Origin of the sequence: uncultured Tenacibaculum sp. (genome assembly GCF_947499065.1) — a bacterium.
In the GTDB taxonomy this organism is placed as follows: Bacteria; Bacteroidota; Bacteroidia; order Flavobacteriales; family Flavobacteriaceae; genus Polaribacter.
On sequence record NZ_CANMMT010000002.1, the window covers coordinates 248,177 to 265,832 of the forward strand.

Annotated in this window: 17 protein-coding genes; 7 read left to right on the forward strand and 10 right to left on the reverse strand. The window is 29.3% G+C overall.

Going from position 1 to position 17,656, the window contains the following annotated elements; translation table 11 throughout:
• Nucleotides 1-4: 4 nt before the first annotated feature.
• The 5 genes from Q0958_RS05350 to Q0958_RS05370 all read right to left on the reverse strand — a co-directional run bounded on the left by Q0958_RS05350 (nucleotide 5) and on the right by Q0958_RS05370 (nucleotide 5,840).
• Nucleotides 5-877 carry a UDP-2,3-diacylglucosamine diphosphatase gene (locus Q0958_RS05350; protein WP_299120662.1) on the reverse strand — a complete coding sequence of 291 codons (873 nt, stop codon included), beginning with the start codon at nucleotides 875-877 and terminating at the stop codon, nucleotides 5-7.
• A 169-nt stretch (nucleotides 878-1,046) separates the two neighbouring features.
• Nucleotides 1,047-4,397, reverse strand: coding sequence for a preprotein translocase subunit SecA (gene secA, locus Q0958_RS05355; protein WP_299120665.1), 3,351 nt, complete (start codon nucleotides 4,395-4,397; stop codon nucleotides 1,047-1,049).
• A gap of 124 nt (nucleotides 4,398-4,521) precedes the next feature.
• On the reverse strand, nucleotides 4,522-4,743 hold the full coding sequence (locus Q0958_RS05360; RefSeq protein ID WP_047789198.1) for a DUF2795 domain-containing protein: 222 nt from the start codon (nucleotides 4,741-4,743) through the stop codon (nucleotides 4,522-4,524).
• Between the two features lie 100 nt (nucleotides 4,744-4,843).
• On the reverse strand, nucleotides 4,844-5,416 hold the full coding sequence (locus Q0958_RS05365) for a cob(I)yrinic acid a,c-diamide adenosyltransferase (RefSeq protein WP_299120668.1): 573 nt from the start codon (nucleotides 5,414-5,416) through the stop codon (nucleotides 4,844-4,846).
• A 10-nt stretch (nucleotides 5,417-5,426) separates the two neighbouring features.
• The gene (locus Q0958_RS05370; protein ID WP_299120671.1) at nucleotides 5,427-5,840 is read right to left on the reverse strand and encodes a thioesterase family protein; all 414 of its coding nucleotides are present in this window, start codon (nucleotides 5,838-5,840) and stop codon (nucleotides 5,427-5,429) included.
• Nucleotides 5,841-6,018: 178 nt separating this feature from the next.
• Between Q0958_RS05370 and dnaA the strand changes: the two genes are divergently transcribed.
• From dnaA to Q0958_RS05385, 3 genes are read left to right on the forward strand one after another with little or no spacing between them, the layout of a single operon-like run.
• Nucleotides 6,019-7,443 carry a chromosomal replication initiator protein DnaA gene (gene dnaA, locus Q0958_RS05375; protein ID WP_150898930.1) on the forward strand — a complete coding sequence of 475 codons (1,425 nt, stop codon included), beginning with the start codon at nucleotides 6,019-6,021 and terminating at the stop codon, nucleotides 7,441-7,443.
• A gap of 9 nt (nucleotides 7,444-7,452) precedes the next feature.
• Nucleotides 7,453-7,908 carry a low molecular weight protein-tyrosine-phosphatase gene (locus Q0958_RS05380; protein ID WP_299120674.1) on the forward strand — a complete coding sequence of 152 codons (456 nt, stop codon included), beginning with the start codon at nucleotides 7,453-7,455 and terminating at the stop codon, nucleotides 7,906-7,908.
• The gene (locus Q0958_RS05385; protein ID WP_272148937.1) at nucleotides 7,908-8,612 is read left to right on the forward strand and encodes an SAM-dependent methyltransferase; all 705 of its coding nucleotides are present in this window, start codon (nucleotides 7,908-7,910) and stop codon (nucleotides 8,610-8,612) included. The genes Q0958_RS05380 and Q0958_RS05385 overlap by 1 nt, the downstream gene beginning before the upstream one ends.
• A 53-nt stretch (nucleotides 8,613-8,665) precedes the next feature.
• On the opposite strand, the gene Q0958_RS05390 is transcribed toward Q0958_RS05385, so the two are convergent.
• Nucleotides 8,666-9,262, reverse strand: a complete 597-nt coding sequence (locus Q0958_RS05390) for a peptidoglycan-binding protein LysM (protein WP_235274180.1) — start codon at nucleotides 9,260-9,262, stop codon at nucleotides 8,666-8,668.
• Between the two features lie 306 nt (nucleotides 9,263-9,568).
• Nucleotides 9,569-9,784 carry a helix-turn-helix transcriptional regulator gene (locus Q0958_RS05395; protein ID WP_299120682.1) on the reverse strand — a complete coding sequence of 72 codons (216 nt, stop codon included), beginning with the start codon at nucleotides 9,782-9,784 and terminating at the stop codon, nucleotides 9,569-9,571.
• A gap of 199 nt (nucleotides 9,785-9,983) precedes the next feature.
• Between Q0958_RS05395 and Q0958_RS05400 the strand changes: the two genes are divergently transcribed.
• From Q0958_RS05400 to Q0958_RS05410, 3 genes are all read left to right on the forward strand, one after another.
• Complete coding sequence (locus tag Q0958_RS05400) at nucleotides 9,984-10,277, forward strand: hypothetical protein (RefSeq protein ID WP_299120685.1); 294 nt, start codon at nucleotides 9,984-9,986, stop codon at nucleotides 10,275-10,277.
• A gap of 62 nt (nucleotides 10,278-10,339) precedes the next feature.
• Nucleotides 10,340-11,077 (forward strand): GLPGLI family protein, encoded by a 738-nt coding sequence (locus Q0958_RS05405; RefSeq protein WP_299120688.1) that lies wholly within the window; start codon nucleotides 10,340-10,342, stop codon nucleotides 11,075-11,077.
• A complete protein-coding gene (locus tag Q0958_RS05410; RefSeq protein WP_299120691.1) occupies nucleotides 11,065-13,731 on the forward strand; it encodes a carboxypeptidase-like regulatory domain-containing protein in 2,667 nt (888 codons plus the stop codon). Before Q0958_RS05405 ends, Q0958_RS05410 begins: the two co-directional genes overlap by 13 nt.
• On the opposite strand, the gene mltG is transcribed toward Q0958_RS05410, so the two are convergent.
• Genes mltG through dapF form a run of 3 tightly spaced genes read right to left on the reverse strand, consistent with a single transcriptional unit; the run spans nucleotide 13,732 to nucleotide 16,050 of the window.
• Nucleotides 13,732-14,760: an endolytic transglycosylase MltG gene (mltG, locus tag Q0958_RS05415; protein ID WP_299120693.1), complete on the reverse strand. Its 1,029-nt coding sequence runs from the start codon at nucleotides 14,758-14,760 to the stop codon at nucleotides 13,732-13,734. It lies immediately after the preceding gene.
• Nucleotides 14,753-15,277 carry a GNAT family protein gene (locus Q0958_RS05420; RefSeq protein WP_299120696.1) on the reverse strand — a complete coding sequence of 175 codons (525 nt, stop codon included), beginning with the start codon at nucleotides 15,275-15,277 and terminating at the stop codon, nucleotides 14,753-14,755. The genes mltG and Q0958_RS05420 overlap by 8 nt, the downstream gene beginning before the upstream one ends.
• Nucleotides 15,277-16,050: a diaminopimelate epimerase gene (gene dapF / locus Q0958_RS05425; RefSeq protein WP_299120698.1), complete on the reverse strand. Its 774-nt coding sequence runs from the start codon at nucleotides 16,048-16,050 to the stop codon at nucleotides 15,277-15,279. Before dapF ends, Q0958_RS05420 begins: the two co-directional genes overlap by 1 nt.
• Before the next feature lie 133 nt (nucleotides 16,051-16,183).
• Between dapF and Q0958_RS05430 the strand changes: the two genes are divergently transcribed.
• The gene (locus Q0958_RS05430; protein WP_299120700.1) at nucleotides 16,184-17,557 is read left to right on the forward strand and encodes a trypsin-like peptidase domain-containing protein; all 1,374 of its coding nucleotides are present in this window, start codon (nucleotides 16,184-16,186) and stop codon (nucleotides 17,555-17,557) included.
• Nucleotides 17,558-17,656 lie beyond the last annotated feature (99 nt).

A 17,656-nucleotide genomic window follows, 5' to 3' on the forward strand; every position in this document is an offset into this window, starting at 1 on the left:
TCTCTTAGTGTTTTTCAATATTGAATTCTTTTAAAAGTTCTTCAAATAGCATACTGTTGCTGCTTTCGGAAGCAATAAATTCAGCATCATTTACTTGTAGATTTATATGTTGATTTTGTACAAGCTCATCTTTTTCATATTCATACAATGACCAGGATTTATTATGATATTCTAAAGCAGATAAATTTTCTATCCAGTCGCCAGAGTTTAAATATGTTGTATGGCCATTTTCGTTTTCAATGTGTTTAATTTCGGGATGGTGAATATGTCCACAAACAACATAATCATATCCTTTAGAAATGGCTATATCTGAAGCTGTTTCTTCAAAATTATTAATAAACTTTACAGCGCTTTTAACACTGTTTTTTATTTTTTTTGAAAAAGACAATCTACCGTATCCTAATTGTTTGCTAAACCAATTAACAGCAGTGTTTATAATAATTAAAGTATCGTAACCAATGCTACCTAATTTTGCTAACCATTTTGAATGCTGCATAGTTACATCAAAAACATCTCCATGGAAAAACCATCCTTTTTTGCCGTCAAGGTCTAAAACCACTTTATTAACTATTTCAAAGCTTCCAAGTCTAAAGCCTTTAAACTTACGAAGCATTTCATCGTGGTTTCCTGTAATGTAGTACACTTTAGTACCTGAAGTTATAAAAGACATTATTTGTTTTATAATCTTCATGTGTGGTTTAGGAAAATAACGCTTTTTAAATTGCCAGATGTCTATGATATCTCCATTTAAAATTAAAATCTTTGGATTGATCGTTTTTAAATAATTATGAAGTTCCGAAGCTCTGCAACCATAAGTGCCTAAATGAACATCGGAAATAACAACAACATCTAGTTTACGTTTTTTATTTTTCTTCATTCTAAAATGTACTATTGCGTTTAAACAAATGTACTTTTCAAATGTTTTTGAATGTTAAACTAATTGTAAACTGTTGGTAATTAGAAAATCATTAATCTGTAATGGGAAAGTTATGTAAAAGTAAAAAGCTCGGAATGTCCGAGCTTTTTTATGATGTGTTCTAAAAGTATTATCTGTTATGTAATACCCAAGTTCCTTGTTCTAGTAAAGGAAGTGCTTGTTTGTACTTTACTTCTTTTTCTTCACCAGTCATTACATTTTTGATGGTAACTCTTTCGTTTCTACCAATTTTTGGTTGCTCACGAACAATAGTTTCTACAACTTGTTGTTCTTGAGTTTGCTGATTTCTAGCTCTACTCATTGCTTGTTGAGTTGAGTTTTGAACTTCATCTTTACGAGTATCTAATTGCTCACGTTTTTGTTCACGAGCTTCAGATACTTGTGATGCATCTTGACTTGGTAATTGACCTTTGAATAAGAAAGATAATACTTCTTTATTTACCTTATCTATAGTTTCTTGGAATAACTCAAAAGCTTCAAATTTATAAACTAATAATGGGTCTTTTTGCTCATATGTAGCATTTTGAACAGTTTGTTTTAACTCGTCCATTTTACGTAAATGATCTTTCCAGTTTTCATCTATAATTGATAAAGTAATGTTCTTTTCAAAATCGTTTACTAATGATTTTCCTTCAGATTCGTATGCTTCTTTTAAGTTAGTAACTACTTGTAATGTTTTAGTACCATCCGTAAATGGAACCACAATACGCTCGTAACGATCACCTTCAGTTTCAAAAACATTTTTAATAACTGGGAAAGCATTGTGTGCGTGTCTTTCAGTATCGTTTTTATAATGTTCAGAAACAATAACGTATAATTTATCTACTAACTCTTGCTCTGATAATTTATTAAACTCTTCTTCTGAGAAAGGAGAAGTCATTGATGAAAAACGAATTAATTCAAACTCAAAGTTTTGATAATCGCTATTCATTTTGTTTTGTTTTACAATTGAATCACAAGTATCATAAATCATGTTTGCAATATCAATCTGTAAACGTTGTCCATCTAATGCATGACGACGACGTTTGTAAACAAATTCACGTTGCGCATTCATAATATCATCATATTCTAATAAACGCTTACGAATACCAAAGTTGTTTTCTTCTACTTTCTTTTGCGCTCTTTCAATAGATTTTGAAATCATAGAATGTTGAATTACTTCACCTTCTTTTAATCCCATTCTATCCATCATTTTAGCAATTCTATCAGAACCAAATAAACGCATTAAGTTATCGTCTAAGGCAACATAAAATTGTGATGAACCTACATCTCCTTGACGTCCTGCACGACCACGTAACTGACGGTCAACACGACGAGAATCATGACGCTCTGTACCTACAATAGCTAAACCACCAGCGGCTTTTACTTCGTCTGATAATTTAATATCCGTACCACGACCTGCCATATTGGTTGCAATTGTTACAACTCCCGGTTTACCAGCTTCAGCAACTACATCCGCTTCACGTTTGTGTAATTTTGCATTTAATATATTGTGAGGAATTTTACGCATTTGTAACATTCTTCCTAATAGCTCTGAAATTTCTACCGAAGTTGTTCCAATTAAAACTGGACGTCCTTGTTTAGATAATTCAACAACGTCTTCAATAACAGCGTTGTATTTTTCTCTTGTTGTTTTATAAACTAAATCTTGTTTATCATCACGAGCAATTGGTTTATTAGTAGGAATTTCAACTACATCTAATTTATAGATTTCCCAGAATTCACCAGCTTCCGTAATTGCCGTACCTGTCATTCCAGATAACTTACGGTACATTCTAAAGTAGTTTTGTAATGTAACAGTAGCAAAAGTTTGAGTAGCATCTTCAATTTTTACATTTTCTTTTGCTTCAATTGCTTGGTGTAATCCATCTGAGTAACGACGACCGTCCATAATACGACCTGTTTGCTCATCTACAATCATTACTTTGTTGTCCATTACTACGTATTCAACATCTTTTTCAAAAACAGTATATGCTTTTAAAAGTTGATTCATAGTATGAATACGCTCACTCTTTACACTAAAATCTCTGTATAATTCTTCTTTTTGGTTTGCTTTTTCTTCTGGAGTAACATCACTATTGTCAATTTCTCCAACTTTAACACTAATATCAGGTAAAACAAAGAAAGTGTTGTTTTGAGTTTTTTCTGATAAATGAGCAATACCTTTATCGGTTAAATCAATTTGATTGTTTTTTTCTTCAACAGTAAACCATAATTCAGCATCTACTTCTGGCATTAACTTATTGTTATCTTGCATGTAGAAGTTTTCAGTCTTTTGAAGAATTTGTTTAATTCCCTCTTGAGATAAGAATTTGATTAAAGCTTTGTTTTTTGGTAAGCCTCTGTAAACTCTTAATAATAAGAATCCACCTTCTTTAGTATCTCCTTCTTTTAATAAAGCTTTAGCTTCCGCTAATACACCAACTAAATATTTGTTTTGTAAAGAAACTAAGTCAGCTACTAAAGGTTTTAATTCGTTAAATTCATGACGGTCTCCTTGAGGAACTGGTCCAGAAATAATTAAAGGAGTACGAGCGTCATCAACTAAAACCGAGTCAACTTCATCAATAATTGCGTAGTTAGGAGCTCTTTGTACTAAATCCTTTTTAGAACTAGCCATATTATCACGTAAATAATCGAAACCAAATTCGTTATTTGTACCGTAAGTAATGTCTGCGTTATATGCTTTCCTACGTTCTTCAGAATTTGGTTGATGGAAATCAATACAATCTGTAGATAATCCATGGAACTCAAATATAGGAGCCATCCAAGCACGGTCACGTTTTGCTAAGTAATCATTTACAGTTACTACGTGAACTCCGTTACCTGTTAAAGCGTTTAAGTATACTGGTAGGGTAGATACTAATGTTTTTCCTTCCCCTGTCATCATCTCTGCAATTTTACCTTGGTGTAAAACAGAACCACCAATTAATTGCACATCATAATGAATCATATCCCAAGTAACTTCTTTACCAGCAGCATCCCATGAATTAGCCCAGTAAGCTTTATCGTCTTCTAGACTTACGTGCTCTCTAGTTGCAGATAATTCTCTATCAAAAGCAGTTGCAGTAACTTCTAATTCTTCGTTTTTGGTAAAACGTCTAGCTGTTTCTTTTACAAGAGCAAAAGCTTCAGGCATAATGTCTAATAATACAGCTTCAGAAGCTTCATAAGCTTCGTCTTTTAATTTGTCAATTTCTGCATAAATTTCTTCTTGACGATCTATGTCTGCATTTAAAGCTTCTTCTTCTAAAGTAGCTATAGAATCGTTGAATGATTTAGTAGCTTCTTTTATTTTAGATTTAAATTCGATTGTTTTTGCCCGAAGGTCATCATTAGATAAATTGTTTAATGAACTCTCAAAAGATCGTACTTTTTCAACGATCGGTTGTAGAGACTTTAAGTCTTTTTGTTGTTTATCACCAACAAATAGTTTTAGAATCGAATTTAAAACGCTCATTTGTAAAATATTGTTTTATAGTAGATTAAATATGTTTTTAATCTACTGCTGTATGTTTATAATTTATGTGCTTAAAAGTAAGCAAAAAAAAAGCCTCTAATAGAGACTTTTTATGGTTGTATTTTTAGTATTCGTCTTCGTTCCAAAGATAATCTTCTTCAGTCGGATAATCTGGCCAGATTTCAATTATAGAATCGTATGCCTCACCTTCATCTTCAATATCCTGTAAATTTTCTACCACTTCTAAGGGTGCTCCAGTACGAATAGCGTAATCGATTAATTCGTCTTTAGTTGCAGGCCAAGGTGCATCTGCTAAATATGATGCTAGTTCAAGTGTCCAATACATTTCTTTATCTGTTTATTAAGATTTTCGCAAAAATAATTTTTTTTTGTAAAAAGTCAAGTTTTTTTTAAAAAATGTTAAATCAATAAAAAAAAGAACTTAGTTATAATTTTTCCGGAATCCATTTAATTTCATCCGCTTTTAAATCTTGGGTCAACTTTCGTGCCAGTACAAAAAGGTAGTCAGAAAGTCTGTTTAAATACATTAAAATACTGTCATTAATGGTTTCTTCTTCGTTTAGAGCTACTGATAAACGCTCGGCTCTACGGCATACACATCGTGCTATGTGACAAAATGACACGGTTTGATGTCCTCCAGGTAAAATAAAATGAGTCATTTGAGGTAATGTTTTGTTCATTAAATCAATTTCATTTTCTAAAAACTGGATAGAATCATCAGATATTTTATAAATATTTAATCGTTCTTTTCCACTTTTTAAAGTTTCTTTTTCTGGAGGTGTAGCTAACATAGCTCCTAAAGTAAATAAATCACTTTGGATTCTATTAAGTGTACTTTTTGATAAGGTATCAATATCTTGATCTCTAATTAAACCAATATAAGAATTAAGTTCGTCTACAGTACCATAACTTTCTATTCTTAAATGATGTTTAGGAACTCGAGTTCCTCCAAAAAGAGAAGTAGAACCTTTGTCACCTGTTTTAGTGTATATTTTCATTAATTGTTTTTTAATATTCGTGTTCGTATTTATTTAACTTTTCCATTATATATTCTGGGCAACGAATTGGCTTTTTTGTTTTCATATTAATAAAAGCCAAAATAGTATTACCAGTACATATTAACTCTCCTTCTTGGTTTGTAACTTCATAGTCAAATTCTATTTTTATAGAAGGTGTTTTTTTAATGAATGTACTAATAGTTAATTCATCATCATATAAGGCTGATTTTTTAAATTTACAAGATAATGAAATTACTGGAAGCATCACACCTGTTTTTTCCATATATTTGTATGTAACGCCTAAAGAGCGTAGCCACTCGGTTCGGCCAATTTCAAAAAATTGCGCATAATTACCATGGTAAACAACGCCCATTTGATCGGTTTCTGCATATCGTACTCGAACCGAAGTTTTATGTTTTTTCAAAATGTTTTTTGTATTTTAATTATAATTAACGTTACGGAAAAAATAATTAAAAATCAATAGCAATTTGATTTTTTTATACTGAATTTTATTCACACTTTTGTTCAGCCAGACGGAGAGTCTGGAGTCCCCAATAGATCTGAATAAAAATTTAACAACTTTAAAATAGTTTTTAACTCAAATGACAAAAACTGCTGATTCAGTTTGGATGGAATGTTTATCTTTTATAAAAGATAATATTAAACCCCAAGCATACAAAACTTGGTTCGAACCTATTAAGCCTATAAAATTGGCTGGGGAAGCGCTTACGGTACAAGTGCCAAGTAAATTTTTTTATGAATGGTTAGAGGAACATTATATTAAGTTATTAAGAGTAGCTCTAGTTCGTGAATTAGGAAATGATGCTAAACTGATTTATGATGTTCGTATGGAAAATACATACAGCAGTAATAGTCCACAAACAGTTAAAATTCCAAGTTCTAATCGTAACCCATTGAAACCTCAAAAGGTAACAATGCCTTTGGAGTCTAAAAGAGAATTAAAAAATCCTTTTATAATTCCTGGATTACAAAAAGTTAAGATAGAATCTCAATTAAATCCAAACTATAATTTTGCAAATTTTGTAGAGGGTGATTCTAATAGATTAGCTCGTTCTGCCAGTATGGCAGTTGCTAACAAGCCTGGAGGAACTTCATTTAATCCATTATTAATATATGGTGGCGTTGGATTAGGTAAAACACATTTAGGTCACGCTATTGGTGTTGAAATAAAAGATAAATACCCAGATAAGACAGTTTTATATATTTCTTCTGAGAAATTTACACAACAGTTTATCGATTCGGTAAAATCGAATACTAGAAATGATTTTATTCATTTCTATCAAATGATTGATGTATTAATTATTGATGATGTACAATTCCTTTCAGGAAAAGCTGGAACACAAGATGTGTTTTTCCATATATTCAATCACTTACATCAAAATGGTAAACAGGTAATTTTAACTTCTGATAAAGCGCCTGTTGATATGCAAGATATTGAGCAGCGATTATTATCTCGTTTTAAATGGGGATTATCTGCTGAACTACAATCTCCAGATTTTGAAACTCGTATTTCTATACTTCAGAATAAGTTATATAGAGATGGAGTAGAAATGCCTGAAGAAATTGTTGAATATATTGCAAAGAATATTAAATCGAATGTTCGTGAATTAGAAGGTGTTATTATTTCTATGATTGCACAAGCTTCTTTTAATAGAAAAGAATTTACAATTGAGTTAGCGAAACAAATTGTAGATAAGTTTGTGAAGAATACTAAGAAAGAACTTTCTATAGATTACATTCAAAAAGTAGTATCTAAATATTTTGATATGGATGTTGCTACTTTACAGTCAAAAACACGTAAAAGACATATAGTTCAAGCGCGTCAATTAGCAATGTATTTTGCAAAGCGTATGACCAAGTCATCTTTAGCTAGTATTGGAAGTCAAATAGGGAAGAGAGATCATGCTACTGTATTACATGCTTGTAAAACAGTTGATAACTTAACTGAGACAGATAAGCAGTTTAAGAAATACGTAGAAGATTTAAGAAAGAAATTAACTTTATAATACGATTTTATGAAAAAAATACTGATGGTTTGTTTAGGGAATATATGTCGTTCCCCTCTAGCCGAAGGTATTTTACAATCTAAATTATCGTCACAATCATTTTTTGTTGATTCTGCAGGTACTGCTGGTTACCATGTAGGTGAATTACCTGATAGAAGATCAATTGAAGTAGCAAAGAAATATGGTATTGATATTACCAATCAACGATCGAGAAAGTTTGTTAAATCAGATTTTGAAGATTTTGATTTAATCTATGCTATGGATGAGAGTAATTATAGTAACATCGTTTCTATGACTGATGATTATAATGAAACTCAGAAAGTAAAAATGATTTTGAACGAGTTATATCCTAATGAAAATAGGAGTGTGCCTGATCCATACTACGGAGGAGATCAAGGTTTCGAGAATGTATATAGAATGTTAGATGAAGCATGTAGTATTGTTGCATCAAAATTAGAGAAATAATGAAAGGGAAATTATACTTAATTCCTACTACATTAGGAGATACAGAACCTTTAGAGGTAATGCCACTATCGGTAAAAAAAGTAATTGAACATCTTGATTATTTTATTGTTGAAAATGAAAAATCAGCAAGAAGATTCATAAAAAGAATTACACCAACAAAAGCTCAATCTTCATTACAATTAATGTTATTAGATAAGTATTCTGATGATTTTGAAACACAAAATTATTTAGATATTTGTGATAAAGGAGTTTCTATAGGTTTGTTATCTGAAGCAGGAGTTCCTGCAGTTGCAGATCCTGGAGCTACAATTGTAAAATTAGCACATGAAAAAGGAGTGCAAGTGGTACCATTAGTAGGACCTTCTTCTATTTTATTAGCAATGATGGGGTCTGGAATGAATGGACAAAACTTTGCTTTTAATGGGTATTTACCTATAGATAAATCAGATAGAAAGAGAGCTATTAAAGATTTAGAAAAGCTTTCCAGGGATAAAAATCAATCTCAAATTTTTATTGAAACGCCTTATAGAAATGAAAAAATGTTAGACGATTTGCGCGCTACCTTATCTCCAGATACTCGTATTTGTGTGGCTTGTGATATAACATTACCATCTGAGTATATTAAAACACATACTGCAAAACAATGGAAGAGTGTAAAGCCAGATTTACACAAACGACCTACGATATTTATAATTCATAAATAAAAAAAAGACATCTTATCAAGATGTCTTTTTTTATAACATTAATTAATTTTGGTTTATACAGTGGGCTTTTTATTTGCTGTAATGTTTGAAACATCATAACCAGCAAACTTCTTCATATACGATTGTATAGAAGTACCAAATGCATCATTGAATTGAAACACTCCATTTGAGCGTAAATACTTTTTAACATTACCTGCACCACTTAAATGTGCTGCAGCTAAAATACCAGACTCGGTTATTTTTACACCATTAATAGTTTTTCCGACACTTCTTCTAATGTCTTTTCTAAGAATCCATTTATTTACTTTACAGTAAGCTATAAAAGCTTTTTCTTGTAATTCTGGATTTTTTAGAAACTGATTAGTGTTGTAAATTCTAAACCTTTTTAAAGTTTCTTTTCCGAATTGATACTTACCTAAGTAACCAAGCTTATTAATAACTCGGTACCTTCCTTGAGATTCTTTAAAAGCTAATGCTTCTTTAAAACCAACAAAATCTTTTAATAAAAAAGGTATGTTAACACCAGTAGTTCGATATTCGACTATTGGTGTAGTAGTGGTAGTAATCTCTTTTTCTTTTTTTTCCCCTGGTGTTGTAAAACTAGCAAATAATACAAAACCGATAAATACAAATATTAAATATCTGATAATTAGTTACTTTCTGTTCAGCGCTGCAAATATACAACTATTTCTTGTAACTAATTATAATTCAATGCGTTAGGGTGTTTTGTAAATTGTCAAAACAAAAATATTTCTGTTTTATTTATGTGAATAAAATAAGAAAAAACCTGTTTTATTGATTTATCTTTAGAATTTAAGATTTTTTTATGAAAATAATTTTTTGTTAAAATTATCGTCTTATAGCTCTTTAACTAACCCATTTTTGATACTTAATAGTATTTAAGATATCTTGGAAAAGTTACGGAAGATAAAAGGAAAAGTGTGTTTAAAATAAAGTTAAAAAAAAGATTTAGGATCCATTTCTAAAACTTTACAAATAGTTAGAAATCTAAATAAGTCTAACTTAGTTTTACCTGTTTCTACTTTAAAATAAGCATTTTGACTTAAGCCAATTTTTTCACCAAAATCATATTGTGACATTTCTCTTTTTATTCTTTCTTCTTTAATTTTTTTCAAAACTAATTTAAGATTATTTTCAGTAGAAACTTTCATTTTAATTTTTAAAAATAGCTTTTTCGATTAAGTAAAAACCCTATTATATCATAGGGTTTACCCTTAGTCGAAAAAGGAGTTGTCTTTTTTTAAAAAGTTAACTTTAAATTAAATACATTTGAAAACATTGCAATGTGGTCAATAAGCTATGATTGACTATAAATATTCCATAGATTTAACATTTATAAAATTTAAACGTATGAAAAAAGTATTTTTGGCACTTTTATTTTTAGGTGCTTTTACAACAGTAAATGCAACTGATTTAGAAAAAAAGGATGATAAAAACATTAAATCATCTAAAATAGAAAGTTTTGTGAAAAAAAATAACGAAACTATTTCTACTGTAAAATATGATAAATTACAAGGTGATTGTCATATAAAAATTACAAATAATAAAACAGGTAAAACAGTACTTAATATAACTGTAAAGACTGAAACAGCTGATGATTGTAGAAGATTACTATCTCATTTATTAGATGGATTAAATAAATAATAATTAACTTTTAGGATTTTATGTGTTTACATGCATAAAATCCTTTTTTTTATAATAAAAAAATGAGATTCCTTTTAATATTATTTATACCGTTATTATCATTCTCTCAACAGAATAAAATAACTGTTGAATATGATTTTTATGATAACTTTAGATATAAAGAAACAATAGCTATATTAAATTGCGATAATGAAGAGGCGATATATAAAACTTTCTTAGAAAGATTAAATACGGGGCAAAAAGCTGAATCTAATTCATCTAATATGATAACAATAGGAGGTGATAGAATAGATATTTACAGGTTAACCGATAAAAAAAAGAATACACTCGTTAGTTATGACATTAGAAAAAATACTATTTATCAAATAGTTGAAGAAGTTCCGAAAATGAACTGGAGAATTGATTATACAGAGACGAAAAAAATAGCTAATTATAATTGTAATAAAGCTACAGTAAGTTTTAGAGGTAGAGATTATACAGCTTGGTATTCAATAAAATTACCTTTTACTTTTGGACCATGGAAGTTTAATGGATTGCCAGGTTTAATTCTTGAAATATCAGATAATACAGATACTTTTAAATGGAGTGCAAATAAAATTAAATATCCTGCAGATACGTTGTTGGAGGTACCCTATAAAAAAACGAAAAAAGTATCTTTAAAAGAACTCATAAAGATTGAAGAAGAGAATATGAAGATAAGAAGAGCTAAGATAATGAGTTTGTTACCCAAAGATGCGATTGTAACCATACCTAAAAATGATAGAAACGATATTGAATTGGTATATGAATGGGAAAAATAAGTCTATTTATTACTGTTTATTTAGTTTTTTTTATTGGTAGTTGTTTTTCTCAATCTAAGATTCATGGGTATATAAAGAATAGTAATAAAGAGAATATTAATAGTGTTGTTGTTGTTTTAAAGGATAAAAATACCAAAAGTATTGTGTCTTATTGTTATTCAAATGAGAAAGGATATTTTTCTTTAGATAAAATTAAGGAAGGGGAATATCATTTAACATTTTCCTCTTTACCTTACAAAGAATTAACAGCTGATTTGATTGTTGCTAAAGGGAAGACAATTATAGAAAAAAATGTTGTTCTTGAAGATAATAAAATAACATTAGATGAAGTAATTGTAAAAAGTAAACGCTCAATTATTGTTAAAAAAGATACTGTACTTTTTAATGTATCATCTTTTACAGATGGTAGTGAGTCTTCGGTAGAAGATTTACTAAAGAAAATACCTGGGCTTTCTATAGATAATGAAGGAACTATTAAAGTAGGAGACAGGGAAATAGAAAAGTTAATGGTAGATGGCGATGATTTCTTTGAGAAAGGTTACAAAGTATTGTCCAAGAATATGCCTTCTTATGCTATAAAAGAAGTAGAAGTATTAAAAAGGTTCTCTAATAATCGTTTGTTAAAAGGAATTGAAAATAGTGAAAAAGTTGCTTTAAATTTAAAATTAGATGAAAATTCAAAAAGAATTTGGTTTGGTAATTTTAAAGCTAGCGTAGGCAATAGTAATTTTTATCATTTCAAAGGTAATTTGATGAACTTTGGTAAAAAGAATAAGTATTATTTCCTTACTAACTTAAACAATTTAGGATATGATGCAGTAGGTGATGTACAAGAGCTAATAAACCCATACAGATTAGATGAACCTGGTAGTATTGGAGATGATCAAAAAGCAAAAAACTTATTAGAATTATCAAGTGTAAATCTAAGCTTTAATAAAAATCGAACTAATTTTAATAAAGCAAAGTTATTATCAATAAATACTATTTTTAATCCTACAGATAAGCTTAAGATAAAAGCTTTAGGTTTTTTTAATAGTGATTTAGTAAGTTTTACAAAGAACAGTATTGAGATTGTTAATGTAAATAATATTAGTTTTGAGAATAAAGAAAACTATAAACTAGCAAAAAAAAATAAAATTGCTTTTGGTAAATTAGATTTGACTTATAATATATCTAAAAACCAAATGTTAAAATCCTCTATAAAGTATAATCATGGAGATTTTGATAACAGGGCTAATTTAGTTTTTAATGGTAATACAACAATAGAAGGATTAGAATCAAAAAATAAATTATTTGACCAGAAAATAACGTATACCTATAAGTTAGGAGAAAAAAAAGTATTGCTATTAACAGGACGGTACATAAATGAAAAAAAGCCTCAAAACTATAAGGTAAATAGATTTTTATTTGATGAATTATTTACAAATACTAACCAAGTTAACAATGTAAAACAATATAGTAAGAACAATATGCAATTTGCGGGTGTAAGTGCTCATTTGTTAAATAGAAATAAAAATGGAAATTTATTAGAGCTGCAGCTGGGTAATAAATTTAGAGGAGATAAGATTAGTTCTAGCTTCTTTTTACAAGAGGATGCTAATATTATAAGCACACCAGTCGATTATCAAAATAAAACTACTTATAGAGTAAATGATTTGTATTTTAAAAGTAAATACCTTTATAAGCTTAAAAAAATTAAATTATCAGGAGAACTAAATTTTCATCAAGTTTTTAATTTTTTACAAAATGTAACTAGTGTAAAAGAACAAACCCCTTTTTTTATAAATCCAAAAATAGGGTTTAGTTGGACAATAAATGATAGAAATAAGTTTTCATCTTATTATTCTTATAATAAAACAAATGCAGGCATACTTGATGTTTATAGTAATTATTTATTAACTGGTTTTCGAACTTTTTCTAGAGGAATCAATCAATTAAATCAATTAAGTACATCTAACTTAAGATTCAACTACAATTTAGGCAATTGGAGTGATCGTTTTTTTGCTAATGTTTCAATGTTTTATAATGTTAATCATGATTTTTATTCCTCAAATGTTAATTTAAATCAGAATTACGTTCAATTAAATAAAGTTTTAATAAAAGATAGAAAATTAATAGGAATAGTAGCAAATGCAGACTATTACTTTAAGTTTATTAATTCAATTATAAAATTTAAAACAGGTTATGTTAAAAGTGAATATAAAAACACAATTAACAATTCTAATTTAAGAAAAATAATAACAAAGAATTATAATTATGGTTTAGAATTACGTTCTAGTTTTCGAGGTATTTTTAATTACCATGTAGGAACAGAATGGAAAGATATTCAAGTTAAAATCATAGAAAATAATTCTTTTATAGACAATATAAGTTTTGTTGATTTATCTTTTGTGTTTAATAAGAAGTTTAATTCTAAAATAAAATTAGAGCATTATTCTTTTGGGAATTTAAAGGTAAATAATAAATATACTTTTTTAGATTTTGAAAGTATTTACACGTTAGTTAAAAATAAACTTACATTGGAGCTAGTAGGTAGGAATTTGTTTGATGTAAAGCAATTTCGAGATTCTAACATAAATGATATTGGAACATCGACAACAGAGTATAATCTGTTGCTAAGGTCTATATTATTTGGTTTAGAATATAGGTTCTAATTATCGTCTTATACCTCTTTGACTAATCCATTTTTGATACTTAGCTGCATTTCTGTTATGTTGCGCTAATGACTTTGCAAAATCGTGAAAACCAATTTTTTCTGTACTAGCACACATGTAATAATAATTGTGTTTTTTATAGTTTAAAACAGCATCTATAGAAGAAACATCAGGCATTGCAATTAAAGACGGTGGAAGTCCTGTATGCATATAAGTATTGTAGGGAGATTTTATTTCTTTATCTTTATTTAACACACGTTTTACAACAAAATCCTGACCTTTTAATTGTTTTATAGCGTATATAAGAGTTGGGTCGGCTTGTAATGGCCAATTATCTTTTAATCGATTTAGATATAATCCAGCTACAATAGGACGCTCGCTTTTTTGAGCTGTTTCTTTTTGTACAATTGAAGCAAGCGCTATAACTTCACTTTTAGTTAAGTTTAGTTTTTTAGCCTTATCTAGTCTTGATTGATTCCAAAAACGTTTGTATTCACGGAACATTTTATCGCGAAACTTATTGGCAGAAGTATTCCAGTAAAATTGATAGCTATTTGGAATATAGATTTCTAGAGCAGTTTGTTTGTTGAATCCGTTTTTAGTTAAGAAAGCTTCATCTGTCATAGCTTGAAGCAAAGAAATAGAATCGGATTCAATTTGCTGCGCAATTCTTCCAGCTAATTTCTCTAAAGTATCTTGATTGTTGAAAGAAACTTTTACAGGGGTTTGATTGCCGCTTCTTAATAAGTTTACAACATCATTCATGTTCATTCCTTTTTTAAGAATGTACTTGCCTCCTTTAGGTTTGGTAAATTTCTTCTTTTCGGCAACCCAAATAAAATTTTCAGGTTTGTTAATGTATTCGGTCAAAAGCTTTTTTACATCCATTAGATGGTAGTTGGAACCAATATAAATGGCTCCATCTTTTTTTACTGCGTTTCCAAATATTTTTTGGTAAAAGTTAAAACCAATAATTCCACCAACTACAAATAAGATGGTAATTACTCCGTATATTATTTTTTTATTCATTGATTAATTGAAATAAAATTTCGTCTTTATAAGTTCCTTTGTTTAAAATCCAATCTTTTTTGATACCAATTTTCTGAAAGCTATGTTTCGAAAAAAGAGCTATACTGTTAGTATTATCAAAAGTAATATTAGCATACAATTGATGTAGTTGCAAATGTGTAAAACTATAATTAATTAAAAGATGAAGAGCTTCTGAAGCAAACCCGTTTTTTTGAAAGTCAGGGTGAATTAAGATACCTATTCCTGCTCTTTTGTGTAAAGGATTAAAATCAAAGAGATCAATCATCCCTATAGGTTTTAATGAAATTTGATTTTCAATAACTAAACGTAGTTGTTTTGCTTCAAAAATATCTAAGTGAGCATTTTCTAAATATTGTTTTAAAAGATATTTAGAAAACGGTGCTTGTGTATGACTCACTTCCCAAAAAGCTTCATTATTTTCAATTTGAAACAAAAATTCCAAGTCTTCAGGTTCAAGAGCTCTTAAGTTTATATGTGTACCTTTTAAAGTATTCATTATAATTCTATTTCACCTTTGAATACACAAACAGCTGGTCCTTCTAAAAATATATTAGAATAATTACCATTGTTTTCTTCAAAATGAACTTTTAATAAACCACCTTCAACAGGAAGGTTAATTGAGGTTTCAGTTGTTTTTTTAGTGGCATGCATAGCAATAGCAACAGCAGTAACGCCAGTGCCACAAGCTAAGGTTTCGTCTTCAACACCTTTTTCATAGGTTCTAACTCTAAAAGTATCGGTGGTAAGTTGCTCAACAAAATTAACATTACTACCAGTTTCACCATATATATTATAACGAATGTCTTTCCCTTTTTCAAAAACAGGAAAGTTATCTAAGTTGTCTACCATTTCTACATGGTGTTGAGTACCAGTGTTCGCAAATGTATAGGTGTCTTTTACGATTACTTCATTAACATCTATCATATGAAGAGAAACTAATCCATTGTTTATTTCAGCATAATGCTTACCATCAAAAGCAGTAAACGTTGTTTTAGAATCAATAATGTTTAACTGTTTTGCAAAAGCAACTGCACATCTTCCACCATTACCACACATAGTTTCACTACCATCGGCATTAAAATAAATCATTCTAAAATCTGTAGTAGTATCATTTTCTAAAAGAATCATACCATCGGCACCAATTCCAAAATGTCTGTCACATAATTTAGTAATAATGTCAACGTTATTTTTTGGAAAGGTTTTTGTTCTATTATCGACTATAATAAAGTCATTTCCTGTTCCTTGATATTTGTAAAATGTCATCTTCATACGAGGCAAAGATACATATTTTCTTTGTTGAGCGGCAGTGTTAAATAGCGGTTAAAATCAGTTAAAAAGAAGTTAAACAGATTTGACGAAAATGTTAAAATAGTATATTTGAGATATTAAATTTTGTAAGAATATGAAAAAAGTATTTAGAACCTTAGGGATAGCGTTTTTTGGTGGAGTTGTTGCACTTGCAGGATATAAAATAGCCATTGAGAAACCTCAAGTAATAGTAGAAAAAACTGTAGAACCAACTTTACAAACAGTAAAAGCAAGTTATACACCAACTGTAATTAATTCATCGTCTAAACCAACTGACTTTACAGAAGCAGCTGAAAAAACGGTAAATGCGGTAGTACACGTAAAAAATACAGCAATTAGAACGCAACAAAATCCATGGGCAGAATTGTTTTATGGAAATGGAAGTGGAACTAAAAAATACCAACAAGTAGGAACAGGAAGTGGAGTAATAATTTCTCCTGATGGATATATTGTAACAAACAATCATGTAATTGAAGGAGCAAGTGAAATTGAAATAACATTAAATAACCGTAAGAAATTAAAAGCTGAGTTAATAGGTGCTGATAAAACTAATGATATTGCTCTGTTAAAAGTAGAAGCAGACGAGGATTTACCTAATTTACCATTTGGGAATTCAGATAACGCCAAAGTAGGAGAATGGGTACTGGCAGTTGGAAATCCATATAATTTAACATCAACAGTAACAGCTGGAATTGTAAGTGCAAAAGGAAGAGATTTAGAAGGTAATAATAATGTTGAAGCTTTTATACAAACTGATGCAGCAGTAAATCCAGGAAATAGTGGAGGTGCTTTGGTAAATACTAGAGGTGAATTGGTAGGAATCAATACAGCAATTACTTCAAAAACAGGTTCTTTTATTGGGTATTCTTTTGCTGTGCCATCTAATATTGCTAAGAAAATTGTAGATGATTTGTTAGAATATGGAATGGTCCAACAAGCTCTTATAGGAATTAATTATAATGAAGTTGAAGAAGGAGTAGAAATTACATCAGTTTCTGAAAAAGGTGGAGCAAAAAAAGCAGGATTAAAAAAAGGAGATGTTATTACAAAAATTAATAATGTTAAAATAGGTAAGTTTTCTGAGCTAAAAGGTCAGTTAACAGCAAAAAGGCCTGGGGATTATATTAATGTGACGGTAGATAGAGATGGAGAAGAATTAACAAAGGTTGTGAAATTAACTAAGCTAGTTAAATTACCTATAAGTAGATATTTAGGAACTGAGTTTGAGGATGTGAATTCTAAAGATAAGAAGAAGTTTGATATTGATGGAGGGGCAAAAATTAAGAGAACTCAAAACAGACACTTTAAAGAGTATGGAATAGGAGAAGGCTATATCTTAACAAAAATTAATGGAAAAAAGATTTCTTCAGCTGCTGAAGCAGTTAGAATATTAGATAGTAATACTAATAGAAGATTTCTTATAGAAATGATTAGTCCTTCAGGAGAAATAGAAAGATTTAGATATTAAGATTTATAATTAATAGAATAAACAAAATCTCGTTAAATAATTTTAACGAGATTTTTTATTTATAAACGTTTACGAAATCGTTTGAAATAAGTATTTTTG

Coding starts and splice junctions, on each gene's coding strand:
- Q0958_RS05365 (WP_299120668.1), bottom strand. CDS start 5,416: ATGAAAATATACACTAAAACAGGTGACAAAGGTTCTACTTCTCTTTTT.
- Q0958_RS05400 (WP_299120685.1), top strand. CDS start 9,984: ATGAAAAAAGTATTTTTGGCACTTTTATTTTTAGGTGCTTTTACAACA.
- secA (WP_299120665.1), bottom strand. CDS start 4,397: ATGAGCGTTTTAAATTCGATTCTAAAACTATTTGTTGGTGATAAACAA.
- Q0958_RS05350 (WP_299120662.1), bottom strand. CDS start 877: ATGAAGAAAAATAAAAAACGTAAACTAGATGTTGTTGTTATTTCCGAT.
- mltG (WP_299120693.1), bottom strand. CDS start 14,760: ATGAATAAAAAAATAATATACGGAGTAATTACCATCTTATTTGTAGTT.
- Q0958_RS05360 (WP_047789198.1), bottom strand. CDS start 4,743: ATGTATTGGACACTTGAACTAGCATCATATTTAGCAGATGCACCTTGG.
- Q0958_RS05430 (WP_299120700.1), top strand. CDS start 16,184: ATGAAAAAAGTATTTAGAACCTTAGGGATAGCGTTTTTTGGTGGAGTT.
- Q0958_RS05385 (WP_272148937.1), top strand. CDS start 7,908: ATGAAAGGGAAATTATACTTAATTCCTACTACATTAGGAGATACAGAA.
- Q0958_RS05380 (WP_299120674.1), top strand. CDS start 7,453: ATGAAAAAAATACTGATGGTTTGTTTAGGGAATATATGTCGTTCCCCT.
- Q0958_RS05410 (WP_299120691.1), top strand. CDS start 11,065: ATGGGAAAAATAAGTCTATTTATTACTGTTTATTTAGTTTTTTTTATT.
- Q0958_RS05405 (WP_299120688.1), top strand. CDS start 10,340: ATGAGATTCCTTTTAATATTATTTATACCGTTATTATCATTCTCTCAA.
- dnaA (WP_150898930.1), top strand. CDS start 6,019: ATGACAAAAACTGCTGATTCAGTTTGGATGGAATGTTTATCTTTTATA.
- Q0958_RS05395 (WP_299120682.1), bottom strand. CDS start 9,784: ATGAAAGTTTCTACTGAAAATAATCTTAAATTAGTTTTGAAAAAAATT.
- dapF (WP_299120698.1), bottom strand. CDS start 16,050: ATGAAGATGACATTTTACAAATATCAAGGAACAGGAAATGACTTTATT.
- Q0958_RS05420 (WP_299120696.1), bottom strand. CDS start 15,277: ATGAATACTTTAAAAGGTACACATATAAACTTAAGAGCTCTTGAACCT.